Source organism: Caproiciproducens sp., assembly GCF_053840905.1.
This window is the reverse complement of sequence record NZ_JBNLXQ010000009.1, coordinates 133728-151675: the sequence shown is the minus strand read 5'-3', so window position 1 is coordinate 151675 and position 17948 is coordinate 133728. Positions and strand designations below refer to the sequence as shown.

18 protein-coding genes are annotated in these 17948 nt (G+C 54.2%); 9 read left to right on the top strand and 9 right to left on the bottom strand.

Features of this window, described 5'->3' with window-relative positions:
- Positions 1–90 precede the first annotated feature (90 nt).
- From ACQGQ5_RS11075 to ACQGQ5_RS11050, 6 genes are all read left to right on the top strand, one after another.
- Positions 91–756, top strand: coding sequence for a M48 family metallopeptidase (locus tag ACQGQ5_RS11075; RefSeq protein ID WP_455736556.1), 666 nt, complete (start codon positions 91–93; stop codon positions 754–756).
- A 70-nt stretch (positions 757–826) separates the two neighbouring features.
- Complete coding sequence (locus tag ACQGQ5_RS11070) at positions 827–2062, top strand: aminopeptidase (RefSeq protein ID WP_455736555.1); 1236 nt, start codon at positions 827–829, stop codon at positions 2060–2062.
- A 230-nt stretch (positions 2063–2292) separates the two neighbouring features.
- Entirely contained in the window at positions 2293–2526 is a 234-nt protein-coding gene (locus ACQGQ5_RS11065; RefSeq protein ID WP_455736554.1) for a FeoA family protein, read from the top strand.
- Entirely contained in the window at positions 2523–4529 is a 2007-nt protein-coding gene (gene feoB, locus ACQGQ5_RS11060; RefSeq protein ID WP_455736553.1) for a ferrous iron transport protein B, read from the top strand. The genes ACQGQ5_RS11065 and feoB (ACQGQ5_RS11060) overlap by 4 nt, the downstream gene beginning before the upstream one ends.
- 17 nt (positions 4530–4546) lie before the next feature.
- On the top strand, positions 4547–4696 hold the full coding sequence (locus ACQGQ5_RS11055; RefSeq protein ID WP_455736552.1) for a FeoB-associated Cys-rich membrane protein: 150 nt from the start codon (positions 4547–4549) through the stop codon (positions 4694–4696).
- Positions 4697–4831: 135 nt separating this feature from the next.
- Entirely contained in the window at positions 4832–6181 is a 1350-nt protein-coding gene (locus tag ACQGQ5_RS11050; protein WP_455736551.1) for an APC family permease, read from the top strand.
- A gap of 191 nt (positions 6182–6372) precedes the next feature.
- Here the strand turns inward: ACQGQ5_RS11050 and feoB (ACQGQ5_RS11045) are convergent, their stop codons facing one another.
- The 9 genes from feoB (ACQGQ5_RS11045) to ACQGQ5_RS11005 form a co-directional block, all read right to left on the bottom strand.
- Positions 6373–8520, bottom strand: a complete 2148-nt coding sequence (gene feoB, locus ACQGQ5_RS11045) for a ferrous iron transport protein B (protein WP_455736550.1) — start codon at positions 8518–8520, stop codon at positions 6373–6375.
- An 89-nt stretch (positions 8521–8609) separates the two neighbouring features.
- Complete coding sequence (locus ACQGQ5_RS11040) at positions 8610–8846, bottom strand: FeoA family protein (protein ID WP_038323477.1); 237 nt, start codon at positions 8844–8846, stop codon at positions 8610–8612.
- 273 nt (positions 8847–9119) lie between these two features.
- Complete coding sequence (locus tag ACQGQ5_RS11035; protein ID WP_275716757.1) at positions 9120–9413, bottom strand: Dabb family protein; 294 nt, start codon at positions 9411–9413, stop codon at positions 9120–9122.
- A gap of 49 nt (positions 9414–9462) precedes the next feature.
- Entirely contained in the window at positions 9463–9882 is a 420-nt protein-coding gene (locus tag ACQGQ5_RS11030; protein WP_455736549.1) for a PPC domain-containing DNA-binding protein, read from the bottom strand.
- Positions 9879–12503, bottom strand: coding sequence for an ATP-dependent chaperone ClpB (gene clpB / locus ACQGQ5_RS11025; RefSeq protein WP_455736548.1), 2625 nt, complete (start codon positions 12501–12503; stop codon positions 9879–9881). The genes ACQGQ5_RS11030 and clpB overlap by 4 nt, the downstream gene beginning before the upstream one ends.
- 30 nt (positions 12504–12533) lie before the next feature.
- A complete protein-coding gene (locus ACQGQ5_RS11020) occupies positions 12534–13208 on the bottom strand; it encodes a hypothetical protein (RefSeq protein ID WP_455736547.1) in 675 nt (224 codons plus the stop codon).
- Positions 13209–13454: 246 nt separating this feature from the next.
- A complete protein-coding gene (locus ACQGQ5_RS11015) occupies positions 13455–13799 on the bottom strand; it encodes a GIY-YIG nuclease family protein (RefSeq protein WP_455736546.1) in 345 nt (114 codons plus the stop codon).
- A gap of 4 nt (positions 13800–13803) precedes the next feature.
- On the bottom strand, positions 13804–14283 hold the full coding sequence (locus tag ACQGQ5_RS11010) for a DUF6530 family protein (RefSeq protein WP_455736545.1): 480 nt from the start codon (positions 14281–14283) through the stop codon (positions 13804–13806).
- Positions 14284–14405: 122 nt separating this feature from the next.
- Positions 14406–15251, bottom strand: a complete 846-nt coding sequence (locus ACQGQ5_RS11005; RefSeq protein WP_455736544.1) for a YitT family protein — start codon at positions 15249–15251, stop codon at positions 14406–14408.
- Between the two features lie 204 nt (positions 15252–15455).
- On the opposite strand from ACQGQ5_RS11005, the gene ACQGQ5_RS11000 reads away from it, so the two are divergent.
- The 3 genes from ACQGQ5_RS11000 to ACQGQ5_RS10990 all read left to right on the top strand — a co-directional run bounded on the left by ACQGQ5_RS11000 (position 15456) and on the right by ACQGQ5_RS10990 (position 17948).
- Positions 15456–15863 carry a Fur family transcriptional regulator gene (locus ACQGQ5_RS11000; protein ID WP_455736543.1) on the top strand — a complete coding sequence of 136 codons (408 nt, stop codon included), beginning with the start codon at positions 15456–15458 and terminating at the stop codon, positions 15861–15863.
- A 23-nt stretch (positions 15864–15886) separates the two neighbouring features.
- Positions 15887–16429, top strand: a complete 543-nt coding sequence (locus ACQGQ5_RS10995; protein ID WP_455736542.1) for an NADH peroxidase — start codon at positions 15887–15889, stop codon at positions 16427–16429.
- A gap of 268 nt (positions 16430–16697) precedes the next feature.
- Complete coding sequence (locus tag ACQGQ5_RS10990; RefSeq protein WP_455736541.1) at positions 16698–17948, top strand: NAD(P)/FAD-dependent oxidoreductase; 1251 nt, start codon at positions 16698–16700, stop codon at positions 17946–17948.

Here is a 17948-nt window from a genome sequence, read left to right as displayed (position 1 = left end):
AACAAAACGCTGCAGAAAATCGTGGAATCCTTCCGTGTGGACGACCGGACCAAAGCGGTCATCCGGGGAATGAAACGCAGGGGGAAGTAAATGGAATATCAGCTGATCCGTTCCCGGCGCAAAACCGTTGCCATCTGTGTGGACCGGGACGGCAACGTGACTGTCCGCGCTCCGCTCAGGGCCGCCCAGGCTACCATCGACCGATTTGTCCGTGAAAAGCGGGAATGGATCGAGGAAAAGTCCTCTCAGATGGCGGCGAACGCCGCTGCCCGGCAGGAATTCCGCGTTTCTCCGGGTTCGACGCTGCCGCTGATGGGGAAGGAATACCCGGTACTGCCCGGGGAACGCGTCGCTTTTGACGGGACAGGTTTCCTCCTGCCGCAGGAAGCGTTTGAAACATTGAAACCGAAGCTTGTCCGCCTGTATCAGTCGATCGCGCTGGACGTCCTTTCACGCAGGACGGAGGATTATGCCGGGCGCACCGGCTTTCGGCCCTCGGGCGTGCGGATCGGCTCGGCGCGTACCTGCTGGGGTTCCTGCTCCGGAAAAAACCGCCTGAGTTATTCGTGGAAGCTGATTCTCGTCCCGCCGGAGCAGATCGACTATGTGATCGTCCACGAGCTTGCGCATACTGTCGAGCATAACCATTCCCCGCGCTTCTGGGCGCTGGTCGGGCAGGTCCTGCCGGACTATCCGGAGCGGCGCAGACAGCTGAAGGCTTCCGCGCAGAAGCTGCAGAAGCAGGGATGGGATTGATTGCGGTCCCAATAGGTATAAACCGATTTGCAGGGGGAACATTGAACATCAAAAGAAAGGGAGATTATTGATGGTAAAAGAGGAAATATTGCGCAAATATGCGCGTCTGGCAGTTTGCATGGGGGTCCATGTGCAGCCGGGGCAGATGCTTGTTCTGACGTCGTCCGTGGAGTGCGCGTATTTTACCCGCCTGTGCGTGGAGGAAGCGTACCGGGCGGGCGCCGGGGAAGTGCTTGTCCTTTGGACCGACGAAGCGGTCACGAAGCTTGCCTATCAGCAGGAAAGCACGGAAACGCTGGCCCGGATAGCCCCGTGGAAGATTGAGCAGAAGAGAAACTGTATCGACCAAAAATGTTGTTTCCTGTATGTCGAGTCCGCCACCCCCGGACTTCTGGCGGAAATTGACGGAAAGAAGCTCCAAATCGCCCGTATGGCGAAAGAAACCGCGTTTGAGCCGTTTGAATACTATACGATGGCGAACTACGGCCAGTGGTCCATCGTCGCGATTCCGACCGTCCCGTGGGCGAAAAAGGTCTTTCCGGACCTCAGTGACGAAAAAGCCCTTGCCGCGCTGTGGGACGCGGTTCTCACAAGCGTCCGGATTACGGAGGACAACGACCCGGTCGCCGAGTGGGAACGGCACAATGAGGAGCTTAGTCATCACTGCGAGTTAATGAACGGATTCCGCTTCAAGTCCCTTCATTTTAAAAACGGATTGGGAACGGACCTGACGGTCGGACTCATTCGGGACCACATCTGGGCGGGCGGCTGCGACAAGGCGAAAAACGGCGCGGTTTTCAATCCGAATATGCCGACCGAGGAAGTCTTTACCATGCCGGATAAATACAGAGTGGACGGCCGCGTATACGCCACAAAGCCGCTGAGCTACCAGGGCAAGCTGATCGAGAATTTCCATCTGGATTTTCAGGACGGAAAAGTCGTTGGTTTTCAGGCGGAAAAGGAAGAGGATACCCTGAAAAATCTGATCGGCTTCGACGAGGGCAGCTGTTACCTCGGCGAAGTGGCGCTGATTCCGTACGACTCTCCCATTTCACGGCTGGGGATTCTGTTTTTGAACACGCTCTTTGACGAAAACGCCTCCTGCCATCTGGCGCTCGGCGCTTCCTACCCGGACAATCTGAAAAACGGCGCGGAATTCAAGCGGGAAGAGTTGGAAAAGCTCGGTTCCAACTATTCCAAAATCCACTGCGATTTTATGTTCGGAAGCGCGGATATGGAAATTACCGGCACCACATGGGACGGAAAACAGATCGGCGTATTCCGGAACGGAAACTTCATCATATAATCATGATTATAAAAAGCGGTCGTTTTTTGCGGCCGCTTTTTTGCTCCTTGAAGCAAAAAAGCGAGAGAAGGAATGCGGGAATCGGTTTTTGAAAAACATTTCACAATTAGCCTCCGGTCTCCTTGACAAATCCCATTGTACAGACTAAAATAGTGTATGTTAGCAGTGGCTAACATACACTGCTTGAGGAGCATCGCAAGCAAGTCAGAAATCAGAAGACGGAGGCTCTTATGACCTTAAATGAACTGCAAATCGGCCGTAAATCAAAGATTATTGAAGTCAAGGGCGAGGGCGCGCTGCGGCGCAGGCTGCTGGATATGGGGCTGACCCCCCATACGGAGGTGATGGTGAGAAAGGTTGCTCCGATGGGCGACCCGATTGAAATTCATCTTCGAGGCTACGAACTGACCATTCGGATTGAGGATGCAAAAAAGATTGAAGTGGAAGGGACGTTAAGCCGATGATTTTTGCGTTAGCCGGGAACCAGAACAGCGGAAAAACAACGCTGTTCAACCAACTCACCGGTTCCAACCAGCATGTGGGAAATTTTCCGGGGGTTACGGTTGAGAGAAAGGACGGGGTGATCCGCGGGCACCGCGACGTAACGGTGGTGGACCTTCCGGGCATCTATTCTCTTTCCCCTTATACCAGTGAGGAAATCGTCACCCGCGACTTTATACTGAACAACCATCCGGACGGGATTATCAATATCGTGGACGCGACAAATATCGAGCGCAATCTTTACCTGAGCATGCAGCTGATCGAGCTGGATCTTCCCATGGTAATCGCTTTGAATATGATGGACGAGGTCCGCGCCAACGGCGGGACCATTATTATAGAGAAACTTCAGAAAGAACTCGGCGTGCCGGTCGTTCCCATTTCCGCCAGCAAGAACGAAGGGATCGACGAGCTGATCGAAACGGCAATCAGCACCGCCGCGGCGAAACAGAAACCGAAGCGCCAGGACTTTTGCGCCGGCGCGGTACACAGGGCCATTCACTCCGTAGCCCATCTGGTGGAGGATCACGCCGAACGGATCGGCGTACCGCCGCGCTTCGCGGCGACGAAGCTGGTCGAGGGCGACGATCCCATGATGAACGCGCTGGGCCTTTCGGACAACGAAAAGGATATGGTGGGCCACAGCGTAACGGAAATGGAGCGGGAGCTCGGCACCGACCGGGAAGCCGCCCTGGCGGATATGCGCTACACGTTTATCGAAGGGCTGTGCAAGGATTCCGTTGTAAAATTAGGGGAATCCAAAGAACACCGGCGCAGCGTGGCGATCGACGAAATCATGACGCATAAATATTTCGCTTTGCCGATTTTCCTTGCCATTATGATGCTGGTGTTTTATCTGACCTTTGGGGTGATCGGCAGCGCGCTGAGCGACCTTCTCTCCCTTGGCATCGACTTCGTTACCGAAGCCGCCAGCGCGGGCCTGACCGCGTACGGCATCAACCCGGTCGTACATTCGCTCCTGATCGACGGCGTATTCGCCGGAGTCGGCAGCGTGCTTTCGTTTTTACCCATCATTGTGGTGCTGTTCTTTTTCCTCTCCATTCTGGAGGACAGCGGGTATATGGCGCGGGTCGCCTTTGTCATGGATAAGCTGCTCCGCAAGATCGGGCTTTCCGGCCGCAGCTTTGTGCCGATGCTGATCGGGTTCGGCTGCTCCGTTCCCGCCATCATGGCGACCCGTACTCTTTCCAGTGAACGCGACCGCAAAATGACCATCCTCCTGACGCCTTTTATGAGCTGCAGCGCCAAGCTGCCGATTTACGCGATGTTTACCGTCGCGTTCTTCCCGAAGCACCGTGCGCTGGTGATGATCGCCCTTTATGTTACCGGTATCCTCGTCGGCATTATCAGCGGGCTGATCCTGAAAAGCACGCTTTTCCACGGAAAACCGGTACCGTTTGTCATGGAACTGCCGAACTATCGCCTTCCCAGCGCGAAAAGCGTCGCGCTGCTGATGTGGGATAAAGCAAAAGATTTTTTAACGCGCGCATTTACCGTTATCTTTGTGGCAACGATTATCATATGGTTCCTTCAGACCTTTGACACGCGCTTGAATGTGGTGGCCACAAGCGCCGACAGCATGCTCGCCGGCGTCGGCAAGGTGATCGCGCCGCTGTTTGCCCCGCTCGGCTTTACCGACTGGCGTGTTTCCACCGCCCTGATTACCGGCTTTACCGCCAAGGAAGCGGTCGTCAGCACGCTTGCGGTTCTGACCGGAACCAGTGTTTCTAATCTGCCCGCGGCGCTGTCCCAGCTTTTCACCCCGCTGACCGCGTGGTCGTACCTGACCTTCACGCTGCTTTATACGCCCTGTGTCGCGGCGATCAGCGCCGTCCGGCGGGAAATGAACAGCACGAAAAACGCGGTGGCCATGGTGCTTTACCAGACGGGCGTCGCCTGGATCGTGGCGTTTATTGTCTATCATGTCGGTCTTTTGTTTTGCCGCTGACGGCGGAAAGGAGCGTTATGCAGCTGATTGATTATGCAATTCTGGCGGTGATCGCCGTATTGCTTGTGTTTGCGGTCCGGTATTCCTACCGGCACAGAAACGAATGCTGCGGCGACTGCAGCCGGTGCGCATCCTGTCATTCCTGTACCAGAAAAGATAAAAAATAGGAATTGATCTCTCCTTTGCCCTCCCGGCAAAAGAGAGATCTTTTCTTGCTCAGACACTATCCAAACACTTTGCGCTGTGATAGAATAGAAACGCTGCAATCAGGCAGGAAAATCGATTTGGGGAGATCATACGATATGGAACAGACAAGGCGCCATTACGGATTATTCACTACGGTAACCATGATTATCGGTATTTGTATCGGCTCCGGAATTTTCTTTAAGAGCGACAATATTCTGGCGGCTACCGGGGGAAGCGTCCCGCTTGGCGTGTTTGTTTTCGTGCTGGGTGCGACCAGCATCGTTTTCGGCGGGCTCTGCATCAGCGAGCTGGCCTCCCGCACCGACCGCCCCGGCGGGATCATCACGTATGTGGAGGAATTCGCGAGCGAAAAACTCGCCTGCGGGATGGGCTGGTTCCAGATTTTTGTGTATTTTCCCACCATTGCCGCGGTGGTTTCGTGGGTGGTCGGCATTTACATCTGCCTTTTGTTCGGATGGGAAGGCACACTGGAAAATCAAATGCTGATCGGCTTTCTCTTTTATACGCTGAACTTTGTGATGAATTCCCTGTCCGCCAGACTGGGCGGCGGGTTCCAGAATTTCTCCACCGTCAGCAAGATGCTTCCTCTGGCTGTCATTGCGGTATGCGGCCTGTTTTTTGGCAATCCCGCCAAAGGGTTTCAAAGCGTTTCCCCCGGTACTCTGGGGGGAGCGGCATGGCTTTCCGCCATTGGGCCGATTGCCTATTCCTTTGACGGCTGGTCCATTTCCACCTCCATTGCGCCGGAGATCCGCGATTCCAAAAAGAACCTGCCCCGTGCGCTGGTGATTGCACCGGTCATTGTCCTTTTTACCTATGTCGCGTATTTTGTCGGCGTTTCCAGCCTGCTGGACCCCCGGGAAATCGTTGCGCTGCAGGACGCCCATGTCTATACGGTCGCAAAAAATCTGTTCGGCGGTTTCGGCGCGCAGCTGATCCTGATTTTCGTCATTATTGCGGTGATGGGTACGGCGAACGGCATTATTCTGGGTTATATCCGCCTTCCGTACTCCATGGCCCTGCGCGGAAAGGGGATGTTCCCGCTCTCCGAAAAGCTTTCAAAGCGGGACGGGAAATATGGAATGCCGGTGAATTCCGCGGCCTTCTGCTATGCTATCACCACATTCTGGGCGGCAATCCATTTTATCACCGTCAAATTCGGGCTGCTTCCCAATTCGGATGTTTCCGAAATCGCTATCGTTATGAGCTATATTTTCTATATTATTCTGTACTACAAGGTGTTTGCGCTTTACCGCGCGGGAGAAATCAAAAGCGCTTTCCGCGGGGTTGCCGTTCCCATTCTGGCGACGCTCGGCTCCCTCTTCATTCTTTCGGGCGGCCTGCAAAGCAAGCTTTTCTTCCTGTACGCGGCGTTCTGCATTCTGGTAGTGCTGGCTGCTCTGGCCTATTACAAAAAGCAGCACGCGAACCGAGCGCCCCTTTGAAAGGATTCCTTTCGGAATATCTTGTGTCAAAATGGTTCGTCATCTGCTGTAAAGCGTAAAACCAGACGATAAAAGTGCGCGTCGGACGGGTTGTCAGCCCGTGCCAGCGCGCATTTTTTATTGTTAAATGCCCCGGGGTATGCCCGGGGAGTTCAGGAGACAACAAGTGCGTTCCATACAGTGGGACAGCCTTAAATCAGCCCCAGAAGCCTTACGGTGCCGGCGAAGAGGAAACAGATCACCATGCCCGCGGCGGTGGGGACCGCGAATGAGACAGCCGTCCATTTCCAGCTCTGCGTTTCCTTCCGGATGGTCAGGCAGGTTGTGGAGCACGGCCAGTGCATCAAGGAAAAGAGCATGGTGCATACGGCGGTCAGCCAGGTCCAACCGTTGCTGAGCAGGAGATTTTTCAGTTCTTCCAGACTTCCCAGTTCCAGAATGCTCCCTGTGGACATGTACGCCATGATGATGATCGGCACCACGATCTCATTGGCGGGAAATCCCAGAATGAACGCGAGCAGAATCACCCCGTCCAGCCCCAGGAGATTTGCGAACGGGTCGAGGAAATTCGAGCAGTGGAGCAGCAGGCTGGCTCCGCCGGCATGGATATTGGCCAGCAGCCAGATAACCAGCCCGGCGGGGGCGGCCACAGCCACCGCTCTGCCCAGAACGAACAGGGTTCGGTCACAGATGGAGCGGACGATCACTTTCCCTATCTGCGGCCTGCGGTAGGGGGGAAGCTCCAGTGTAAAGGAGGAGGGGATTCCTTTCAGGATGGTGACGGAGAGAAGCTTTGAGACGATAAAAGTCATTAAGATTCCCAGAATGATCATACCGGTCAGCAGGCAGGTGGAGAAGAAGGACTGGAACGGCGCGGAAACCGTTCCGACAAAGAACATGGAGATAATCGCGACCAGGGTGGGAAACCGCCCGTTGCAGGGAACAAAGCAGTTGGTAATGGTGGCGATCAGCCTTTCCCGCGGCGAATCGATGATCCGGCATCCCGACACGCCGCACGCGTTGCAGCCGAACCCCATACACATGGTCAGCGCCTGTTTCCCGCAGGTGTGGGCTTTTTTGAAATATTTATCCAGATTGAAGGCGATCCGGGGCAGGTACCCCAAATCCTCCAGCAGGGTAAACAGGGGAAAGAAAATCGCCATGGGCGGCAGCATCACCGATACGACCCACGCAAGCACGCGGTAAACGCCCATGACCAGCATGCCGGAAACCCACGAGGGCGCGCCGATCCGGGTGAAAAACGCGAGCAAAACGTCCTGAAAACGGAACAGGGCGCCTGAAAGCAGCGCGGAAGGGTAGTTCGCGCCGGTAATGGTAATGTAAAAAATCAGCATCAGAAGCAAAATCATAATGGGAAAGCCGCTCCATTTGCTTGTCAGTATCCGGTCGATTTTTCGGTCCCTTGCGTTGTAGCTGTCGGATTCAAACTTCACCGCGTCGGCGCAGATTCCCTCTGCGGTGATGATCAGACAGGAAACGATCTGATCGCACAGCGCTTCGCCGCTGATTCCGTTTTCCTTCAGACACTGTCTGGCCTGCGCGATTTTTGAGGCGACGGATTCCTCCAGCGCGGGATTGAACCCAAGATAGTCGCTCATGCTTTCGAGAAGGCTTTCGTCGTCGTCGATCAGCTTCAGCGCCGCCCAGCGGGAATTCAGCTTTTCGCCGAGGCATGCCTTCACGGCGGGCTCCACAATGGAGATGGCTTCTTCGATCGGCGCGGTGTATTTTAATTGAATCGGTCTGATGAAATTTTCTGTTTTCAGGCCGCCGACCGTTTCCATCAGCTTCCCGAGCTTTTTTCCGCTCCGGGCCGTAACGCCGACGACCGGAACGCCCAGGTCCTTCTGCAGGCTGCCGAAATCAATCTGGATGTGTTTCTTTTTTGCTTCGTCCATCAGGTTTACACAGACCACTGCGTGGTTGGTGATTTCGATGGTCTGCAGCACCAGGTTCATGTTCCTTTCCAGACAGGTCGCGTCACAGACGACGATGACCGCGTCCGGATTTCCAAAGCAGATAAAATCCCGCGCTACCTCCTCTTCGGCGGAATGCGCCATCAGGGAATATGTACCGGGAATATCGACCATGATATAGTTGATTCCGTCGTAAGAGCATTTTCCCTGCGCGTTCGTCACGGTTTTGCCCGGCCAGTTGCCGGTGTGCTGGTTCATGCCGGTCAGGGCGTTGAAAACGGTGCTTTTGCCCACATTGGGATTCCCGGCCAGCGCTACGACCCTGTCGTCGGGATTTTCCCTGTTTATGGTAAGACCGGAATCAATCCATTTAATCCCGGTCGGGTTTGCCGCCAATCCCACTATAATCACTCCTTATCGGTTTTTTATGAAAAAGCAATTCTGCAAGCGCAAATTTTCATTTGTATTCGCAGAATTGCGTTGAGTCCGGATTAATTCGCGCTGATCATCACGTTGCTGCTGTCTTCCTGTCTGAGCGCGATGACCGCGCCGCGGATTAAATAGGCAATGGGGTCGCCTGAAGGGCTTTTTTGAAGGCATTCGACCTGTGTTCCTTCGATCAATCCAATATCCTGAAGCCGCCGTCTCATGCTTCCGGTGGAGCGCAGCTTTTTCACAGTAGCGGTTTGGCCGACCTTTAGGCTGTTTAACGTACTGATTTCATTCAATTCAGAAGCCTCCCTGTATCCTGATATCGTTCTTTTTGAGTCCTCTTACACTATAATATTGATGAAAACGATTTTTGTACCATGCAGACGCCGAATATTCGGCGCGAAACGAAAGAAGCAGCTTTGATGAAATGGGAGGGGATTTGGCAAGGAGGGGACAGGGGGCGAGAAACCTTCAAGCGTATTGAGGCAGGGCTTTGCCCGCATATGAAACAGGGGCTGCCGCAAAACTTTCGTTCTGCAGCAGCCCCTGACTGTGAAAAAATGAACCTGTTAAATTTCGTAATCGACACAGTCCCTGCCGCACACAAGCGAGTGGACGACCTGCTTCACGGCGACGTGCGCGGGGTGATCCTGATAGTTGTCCTGTGCTTCCCTGGTGGTGAATTCACAGTACAGAACCAGATCAAAGGTACCGCCGTTGTAGTTGCGGCCGACTTCAATCGCCGTCAGCCCGTCCACCACGCCCAGCAGCGCTTTGAACCTTTTTTGCAGGTCCTCCGCGACCGCGTCGATGTTTTTCCGGGCGTCTTTTGTCAGGGTCCATAGGACGATGTGTTTTACCATGTGGTTTTCCTCATTTCATATTCTATCATTTTATCTGAGCAGATCATTTTTACATATCAAATAAGTTCAATCCCGTGACTTCATCCGGACGGCGTCCCACGGAACCCTTCACGGTATGGATAAACATTTCACAGGTAGCGCTGACGACGGCTTCATTCAGATGTCCGCCGAACACATGCCCCTGCGCGTCGGCAAAATTGGCATGCAGGTGCAGATACACTTCCCCGTCCTTTTCCGTGACATTGCCGGTCAGCGCGGTCATTTCCATTTCCCCGTCAAGGGTGTTGGAATAATACTTCTTTTCCCCGACACGGTAAAGACCCACGACCGCGTGCCCCACCGCGCCCAAGGCGGTGACGCTGGCAAGCCCGACGTTTTCCTTCTCACAGACGGCTTTCAGGCTCTGGACAATTTCCTCGCCGCGGTCGATCCGGGCCACGATGGTGTCTCCGAAAATCCTGTACGTCATGATGCTTCCTTCCCCGTTTCCTTTTCTTTTATCATAAGCTTACTGCCGTCGTAGTCGATTGTCAACGTTGTTTTGGGTTTTAGATCCTGAGAGATGATGGCTTTTGCGATCAGGGTCTCCACCTTGCTCTGGATCAGCCTTTTCAGCGGACGGGCGCCGTAAACGGGGTCATAGCCCTGGTCCGCGACGTACTCTTTGGCGGCGGGCGTCAGTTTTACGCCGAGCTGCTTTTCTTCCAGACGCTTCTGCAGGTCCGCGATCAGAAGGTCGACGATCCGGTCGATTTCCGGTCTGGTCAGCGGCTTGTAGAAGACGATTTCGTCCAGCCGGTTTAAGAATTCCGGGCGGAACTGCTGCCTGAGCATGGCGTGTACCTGCGCCTTGGCTTCCTCACTGATTTGTCCGTCCGGCTGAATCCCTTCCAGAATCGTGCCGGAGCCCAGATTGGAGGTGAGGATGATGATGGTGTTTTTAAAGTCCACCGTCCTGCCCTGGGAGTCGGTGATCCTTCCGTCGTCCAGAACCTGCAGCAGAATATTGAATACGTCGGGATGGGCCTTTTCCACCTCGTCGAACAGCACGACGGAGTACGGGTGCCGGCGCACCGCTTCCGTCAGCTGGCCGCCCTCCTCGTAGCCGACGTAGCCCGGAGGCGCCCCGATCAGGCGGGACACCGAGTACTTTTCCATGTATTCGGTCATATCGATGCGCACCATGTTGTGCTCGTCGTCAAACAGCGCCTGTGCCAGCGCTTTGGCCAGCTCGGTTTTGCCTACGCCGGTGGGGCCGAGGAACAGGAACGAGCCGATCGGGCGGTTGGGGTCCTGAATGCCCGCACGGGAGCGGAGAATGGCTTCCGTCACTTTTTCCACGGCCTCGTCCTGCCCGATCACTCTTTCGTGCAGGATATCGTCCAGCCTCAGAAGCTTTTCGCGTTCTCCTTCCATCAGCCTGGAAACCGGGATGCCGGTCCAGCGTCCGATGATCTTCGCGATTTCCTCGTCGGTGACCCTGTCGCGCAGCAGGGAGTCGGAAGCCTGCGTCCGTTCCGCAATCTGTTCCTCCGCTTCCAGCTGCCTGGTCAGCTCGGGGAGCCTGCCGTATTTGTATTCCGCCGCTTTGTTCAGGTCATAGCTGCGTTCCGCTTTTTCAATTTCCGCATTGACCTTTTCGATTTCTTCGCGCAGCTTCTGGACCTTGGAAATAGCCTGCTTTTCGTTTTCCCATTTTGCTTTCATTTCCTTGAACTGTGCGCGCAGGTCGGCCAGCTCCTTCTGGATTTCCTTCAGATGCTCCTGGGAAAGGGAGTCGGTTTCCTTTTTCAGCGCCGCTTCCTCAATTTCATGCTGCATGATTTTCCGGGAAATCTCATCGAGCTCCGCCGGCATTGAATCGATCTCCGTACGGACCATCGCGCAGGCCTCGTCCACCAGGTCGATCGCCTTGTCCGGCAGGAACCGGTCGGAGATGTACCGGTTGGAAAGTACGGCGGCCGCAATCAGCGCCTGATCCTGAATTTTGACGCCGTGGAAAACCTCGTACCGTTCCTTCAGCCCGCGCAGGATGGAAATGGTGTCCGCCACGCTGGGCTCTTCCACCATGACCGGCTGGAAACGCCGTTCCAGCGCCGCGTCCTTTTCAATGTACTGGTGGTACTCGTTCAGGGTGGTGGCGCCGATGCAGTGCAGCTCGCCGCGCGCAAGCATGGGCTTTAAAATATTGCCCGCGTCCATGGAGCCTTCGGTTTTGCCCGCGCCCACAATGGTGTGCAGCTCGTCGATAAACAGAAGGATCCTGCCGTCGCTCTTTTTGACCTCGTTCAGGACAGCCTTGAGCCTTTCCTCAAACTCGCCGCGGAACTTTGCCCCGGCGATCAGCGCGCCCATGTCCAGAGAGAACAGCTTGCGTTCCTTCAGGTTGTTTGGCACGTCCCCGCGCACGATGCGGATGGCCAGGCCCTCGGCAATGGCCGTTTTGCCCACGCCGGGCTCGCCGATCAGAACGGGGTTGTTTTTGCTTTTGCGGGAAAGGATGCGGATCACGTTGCGGATTTCGGAGTCCCTGCCGATGACCGGGTCCAGCTTGTGGTTTTTCGCGAGCGCCACCAGATCCTGACCGTATTTGGAAAGCGAATCGTAGGTTTCCTCCGGGGTGTCGCTCGTCACCCGGGTATTGCCGCGCACGGTGGACAGCGCGGTGAGAAATTTGTTTTTGTTGATGCCGAAGGTGTTGAAAACAGCCTGTACCCCGGCGTTCGGGTGGTTCAGGAGGGCCAGCAGAATATGCTCGACCGAGACGTATTCGTCCTTCATGCGCTCGGCTTCCTTTTCTGCGCCGACCAGCGCCGCGTCCACATCCGCCGAAACATAGACCTTTCCCGGCTCGCGTCCCGGACCGGTCACGCCGGGCAGCTTTGCGGCCTGCTGCTCCACGCTGCGCAGGACGGCTTCCGGCTGGATATCCATCTTTTTGAAAAGCTGGGGGATCAGGCCGTTTTCCTGCGTCAGAAGCGCCTGCAGCAAATGCTCTTCCTCGATCTGCATATTGTTGTGTTCGATCGCGATGTTCTGCGCTTCCTGGATGGCCTCCAGTGATTTTTGGGTAAATTTCTGAGCGTTCATAAAATCAAACCTCCTCGCTCGTCTTCGGTGCTATATGATGACACCGCTTTTACTATATTGAAGATATTTCTTTTCAAGAGCTGCAAGCGCCTTCTCCGGTTCGTCCAGATGGGCGAAGTACAGCTTCATACAGGTGTCGAATATATGGATATAATCCGAGATCGCGGCCGCGATGGCCTCGTTTGTCTGCCGGGCGCTGTCCTGCGGCAGCAGAAACTGCCGTGCGCACTTTCCGGGCGTAATTTCGCAGAAAACCTCTCCTTGCGGAAACAGGGAGCCGATATATTTGTTTTCCAGCGCAAACCAGAAATCAAAAAAATCATTTAGGATTTCAATCAGCTGCCGGCTCTGCGTCCTCATCGAAACGCGCAGCTCGCCCACCGTTGGCCCGCACGTCCGGTACAGCTCCAACATATAACGGACGGTAGGCTTGTATCGGTACCTTAATGCGCTTCGGATAGAGATCATCGCGTCGCTGGGCTGAAGCTGTACCTGAAAGCTTTCCCAGTCGGACATCATCTGCTCTACGCCTTCAAAAATATCCCGCATGCGCATTTCGGGGGTGGAGTACGAACAATATTTGGCCAGAATCTGATTGATCAGATTGCTGCGGCTCGTCTTCTTTTCATATGCAATCTTATCTATGGCGTCTACAACATCGTCGATCAGTACCAGGCTGTATACGCTTTTTCCCATGATGCTCATCCCCCTTTCCTCCGGTGCGCCGGGCGCGGACCCGCCGGTGAAAACCTCTTCGCTTCTTTTATTAACATTATATACCGGTTATATAATTTGTCAATAAGATTATATAATTTCGATTGCAAAAATTTAAGACGCAGAAAGTTTTGAATTTATGGGAAACTTGAATACGACAACGGCAGTGCCGGCGCTTGAGCGCCCGGCACTGCCGCAGCTTTATCGATGCCTGACAGGCTCTTTTGCTTTTTCTGGTCAATACAGGTCTTTTCCGCTGAGCTTTTCCGTCCAAAGTTCGTACAGAGTATCGATATCCTGTGCAAATTCATCCAAAGTCTGAGTTTCCTTTTTTGCAAGCTCCTCCAGCACCTCAAAGCGAAAGGCGGCGCTTCCGTATTTCTGCCAGTCGTCCCGCAGCTTTAAGTTCATACAGCCGTCCGTTTTCTGAGAAAACTCGAACCGGTTTTTGCTGCCCTGCAGGTCGTTGGACGACAGGACCAGCATTTTGCCGGTCGCGCTGTTTACCACCGCGTACACACCGCCGGTGATTTTGCGTTCCTTGTATCTTGCGGTCAGTTCCTTTTTGCTTTGCTTGTCCATCTTTCTAATACCCCATGTCCTTCAGAATGCGGGAGAGCGTTTTCAGCCGCTCGCTTAAAAATTCGTCGTTGTTGCTGAGCACCTGTGAAAAAAGCCGGATATCCTCGTCGATCATCGGGTTGTCCGTACAGACGGAAACGGTCATGGCGTCGCCCTGCAGCCCGATGCGGTCGATGGTGGTGTGCTCCGGGTCGTACAGCTTTTCAAAGCGGTAGGCTTCCGAAAAATACTGCTTTGCCCGGCAGATCAGAATGGCGAGGTCAATCACGCGGTGCAGCGGCAGCTCTTCCGACTGGCGCGACCATTTTTCGCCCGTATAGCGCCACACCTTTGCGGAAATGTCCACCTTGCCTCGGTCGTTCCATTGCGCCAGCCCCAAGGAAAGCCCCTTCGTGTCGGAATGGTAAGCGCTTCTGCCGTCAATGTTTTCGTAATTTTCCGATACGATCACGGGCTTGTGCTTCAGCGTCGCAGGAATTTTCATAATCTCACCTCATATATTTAGTAAATCAGTAAATTACTGATTTATAATAAATCAAAACGGCGGAATTGTCAAATAAAAAAGCGAAACGGAAATCTTCCGCTTCGCTTCCGCAGGATTTTCTTTCAGCCGTGAAAGCCTTTTCCGATGATTTCGCTGGTGTTGGAAATCAGGATAAAGGCGTCGGGCTCCACTTTTTTGATGTACCGCCTGAGCTGTACCGCCTGTGGACGGCGCATGGCGGTGAAGATGATATATTTGTGCTTGTGGGAAAAAGCCCCCTGCGCGTCGCAGACCGTAGCGCTTCGTTTCAGCTCGTTCACAATGTAATGGCAGATGATCTCCGGATTGGAGCAGACCACGTTAAAATATTTGGCGAGGTTGATGCTTTCAATCACATTGTCAATGACCAGCGATTTGGTCAGCAGGCCGACTGTGGAGAACAGGGCGGTTTTGATGTCGAACACAAAAAAGGCGGACAGGGTAATCAGCACGTCGCTGTAAAACAGCGTGTGCGCAATGTCGGAGGTGGTGTGTTTTTGCATGATCAGGGCCGCAATGTCGGTACCGCCGCTGGAAGCGTCAATGTTGAACAGCAGGGCCGAGCCGAACGCGGGCAGCGCCACCGCGAATATCAGCTCCAGCATCGGCTGGTCGGTGAGCGGCCTGCTCATCGGATAAAAGCGCTCAAGGCCCGAAAGGCACAGGGAAAGCAGCAGGCTGGAATACACGGTTTTAACGGCGAAATTTCTCCCCAGAAACAGAAAGCCCAGAATCAGGAGCACTACGTTCAGAATCAGGTTGACGGTGCCGGGCGAGATGGGGGTGACCCTGCCGAGAACGACCGAAAGGCCGGTCACGCCGCCGAAGGTGAAATTATTCGGAAATTTGAAGAAATAGACGCCTATAACAATTAACAGCGTGCTGACCGTAATATAGAAATATTCTTTGATAATCGTCCCGTATTTCATAAAAATCCTCTTCCGATATTTCTCTTTTTCAAATCCATTGCTTATTGTATCAGAAAACGGGCATAAATCAACTGATAATGATCATTTCCGCATCAATATTTTCAATTATTAAAAAATATTTTTGTAAAACCCCTTTACAATCCGGAAACAGTATGTTAATATATAAAACAAGAACAGTAATTATTACTAATTGTGGAGAGCGATATGGAAAAGAAACAAAATTACAGCAGAAAACGCGAAGCAATTTTAAATGCGATCAGAAGTACGTCCATTCATCCCACGGCGGAATGGGTGTATCAAACACTGAAGCCGGCCTACCCGGACCTGAGCCTTGGTACGGTCTACCGCAATCTGGCCCAGTTTAAAAATGACGGGGTCATCGTCAGCGTGGGAACGGTGAACGGTCAGGAACGGTTTGACGGCAATACGGAACCGCACACGCATTTTATCTGTTCCTCCTGCGGCGCTGTGATTGATATTCCCGGCGAATTTGTCCCTGCGTCGGTCAAGGATGCAATCGCCAAAGAATATTGCGTCGCTGTCGATTCCACGGATGTTCAGTTTCACGGACTGTGCTCAGAGTGCTTAAAAAGGCAGCCGCCTTTAGAATAAATATTTAATATGGAGGATTTAAAATGAAGAAATTTGTATGTTCCGTATGCGGTTATGTTTACGAGGGCGAAGAAGCCCCTGATTTTTGTCCGCAGTGCAAGGCCCCCAAGGAAAAGTTTGTAGAGCAGAGCGGGGAAACTTCGTTTGCCTGCGAGCATGAAGTCGGCATCGCGAAGGGAGTCGACAAGGAAGTTTACGACGGCCTGGTTGCAAACTTCAACGGCGAATGCTGCGAAGTCGGCATGTATCTGGCAATGTCCCGTCAGGCCGACCGCGAGGGATATCCCGAAATTGCCGAAGCGTTTAAGAGATACGCGCTGGAAGAAGCGGACCATGCTTCCAGATTTGCGGAGCTGCTTGGCGAGGTCGTTACCAACAGCACCAAGAAGAATCTTCAGATGCGCGTGGATGCCGAAGCGGGCGCCTGCTCCGGAAAGCTCGATCTTGCGAAGAGAGCGAAATCGCTGAATTACGATGCGATCCACGATACCGTACATGAAATGGCAAAAGATGAAGCCCGCCACGGCGCCGGCTTCAAAGGGCTGCTCGCAAGATATTTCGGCTAAGCTGTTATCCTTCCCTGAATATTCATAGATAACCGGCGCGGTTCTTTTGAGCCGCGCCGGTTTTGTCGTCTTTATGCAAACGTTTTGGAATATCCGAGGGAAATCCTGAGAAACTTTTGTCAGGACCAATCAAATGCAGGTCCACAGCAAGGAAGAATCCGATCACGGAATGCTTTCAAACAGCTTGCCATTTGCCCGTAAAATGCCTTATACTGTAAGTAACTTTTGCCGAATGCCCGGACGGGTCCGGCAGTTTTAGGAGGATATCATGGATTCTTGCGATATTGCCGTCATCGGCGGGGGAGCGTCCGGCCTGATGGCCGCGGCGGCCGCGGCGGAGGAATGCGGACGAATGCATATTCGCGCGAAAACAGCGGTGCTGGAAGCCAATCCGCGCGTTGGAAAAAAGCTGCTGGCGACCGGAAACGGGCGCTGCAACCTGACGAACAGGAACGCCGGCATCGCGCATTATCACGGGGATACCGGCCTGGCGGCGCCTGTTATCAATGCCTGTCCCCCACAGAAGATCATCGACCGCTTTCTGTCTTTTGGCCTGCTTTGCAGGGAGCTGGACGAGGGCCGCGTTTACCCGAACAGCCTGCAGGCTTCCGCCGTTCTGGACGTGCTTCGGCTGCAGCTGGAGCGGCTGAAGGTGGAAACCGTCTGCGATTTTCCTGTCGCCGCGGTCAGGAAATCCGCGTCCGGGTTTGAAATTTCCTCGGCGTCCGGACAGCTTCGCGCAAAGCGCCTGATTCTGGCCTGCGGAGGAAAGGCTTATCCGCAGCTTGGCTCCGACGGAAGCGGGTATCAGATCGCGTCGTCTCTGGGCCACAGCGTTACGAAGCTGTTTCCGGCTCTGGTTCAGGTAAGAACCGATCCCCGCCGGGCGAAACCGCTGAAAGGGGCGCGCAGCGCGGCGGCAGCGACCCTCCTTCTCAACGGCAAACCTGTGAAAACCGTCAGCGGCGAGGTTCAGTTTACCGAAAACGGGCTGTCGGGTATCTGTATTTTTGAGCTTTCCCGTTCGGTGGGGGAAGCCGGTACCGGCAGAAAAACGGAAATTTCGCTCGACCTGCTGCCGGAGTATTCCGTTTCTCAGATCGTTTCCGTGCTCAAAGGCAGAAAAGAAGGGCTGGAAACGCTGCCGGCGGGCGATCTTTTGAGCGGGTGCGTCCATAAGCTGGTAGGGCGGGAGGTGGTCCGGGCCGCGCTTTCCCGGGTGCCGGAGCGTGCCGCACAGCTGAAGCAGGCGGAGCTTGTTTCCGTTGCCAACCGGGTCAAGGATTTCCGCTTTGACGTTTTGGGAACGCTGTCCTGGAAGGATGCCCAGATTACGGCGGGCGGGGTCCCGCTGGGGGAGACAGACGAAAATCTGCAGTCCAGGCCGTGCCCGGGCCTGTACCTTGCGGGGGAACTGCTGAACATAGACGGCGACTGCGGCGGCTTCAACCTTCACTGGGCGTGGAGCTCCGGAATTACCGCGGGAAGCGCCGCCGCGCGTTCCTTATTAAAATTGTAG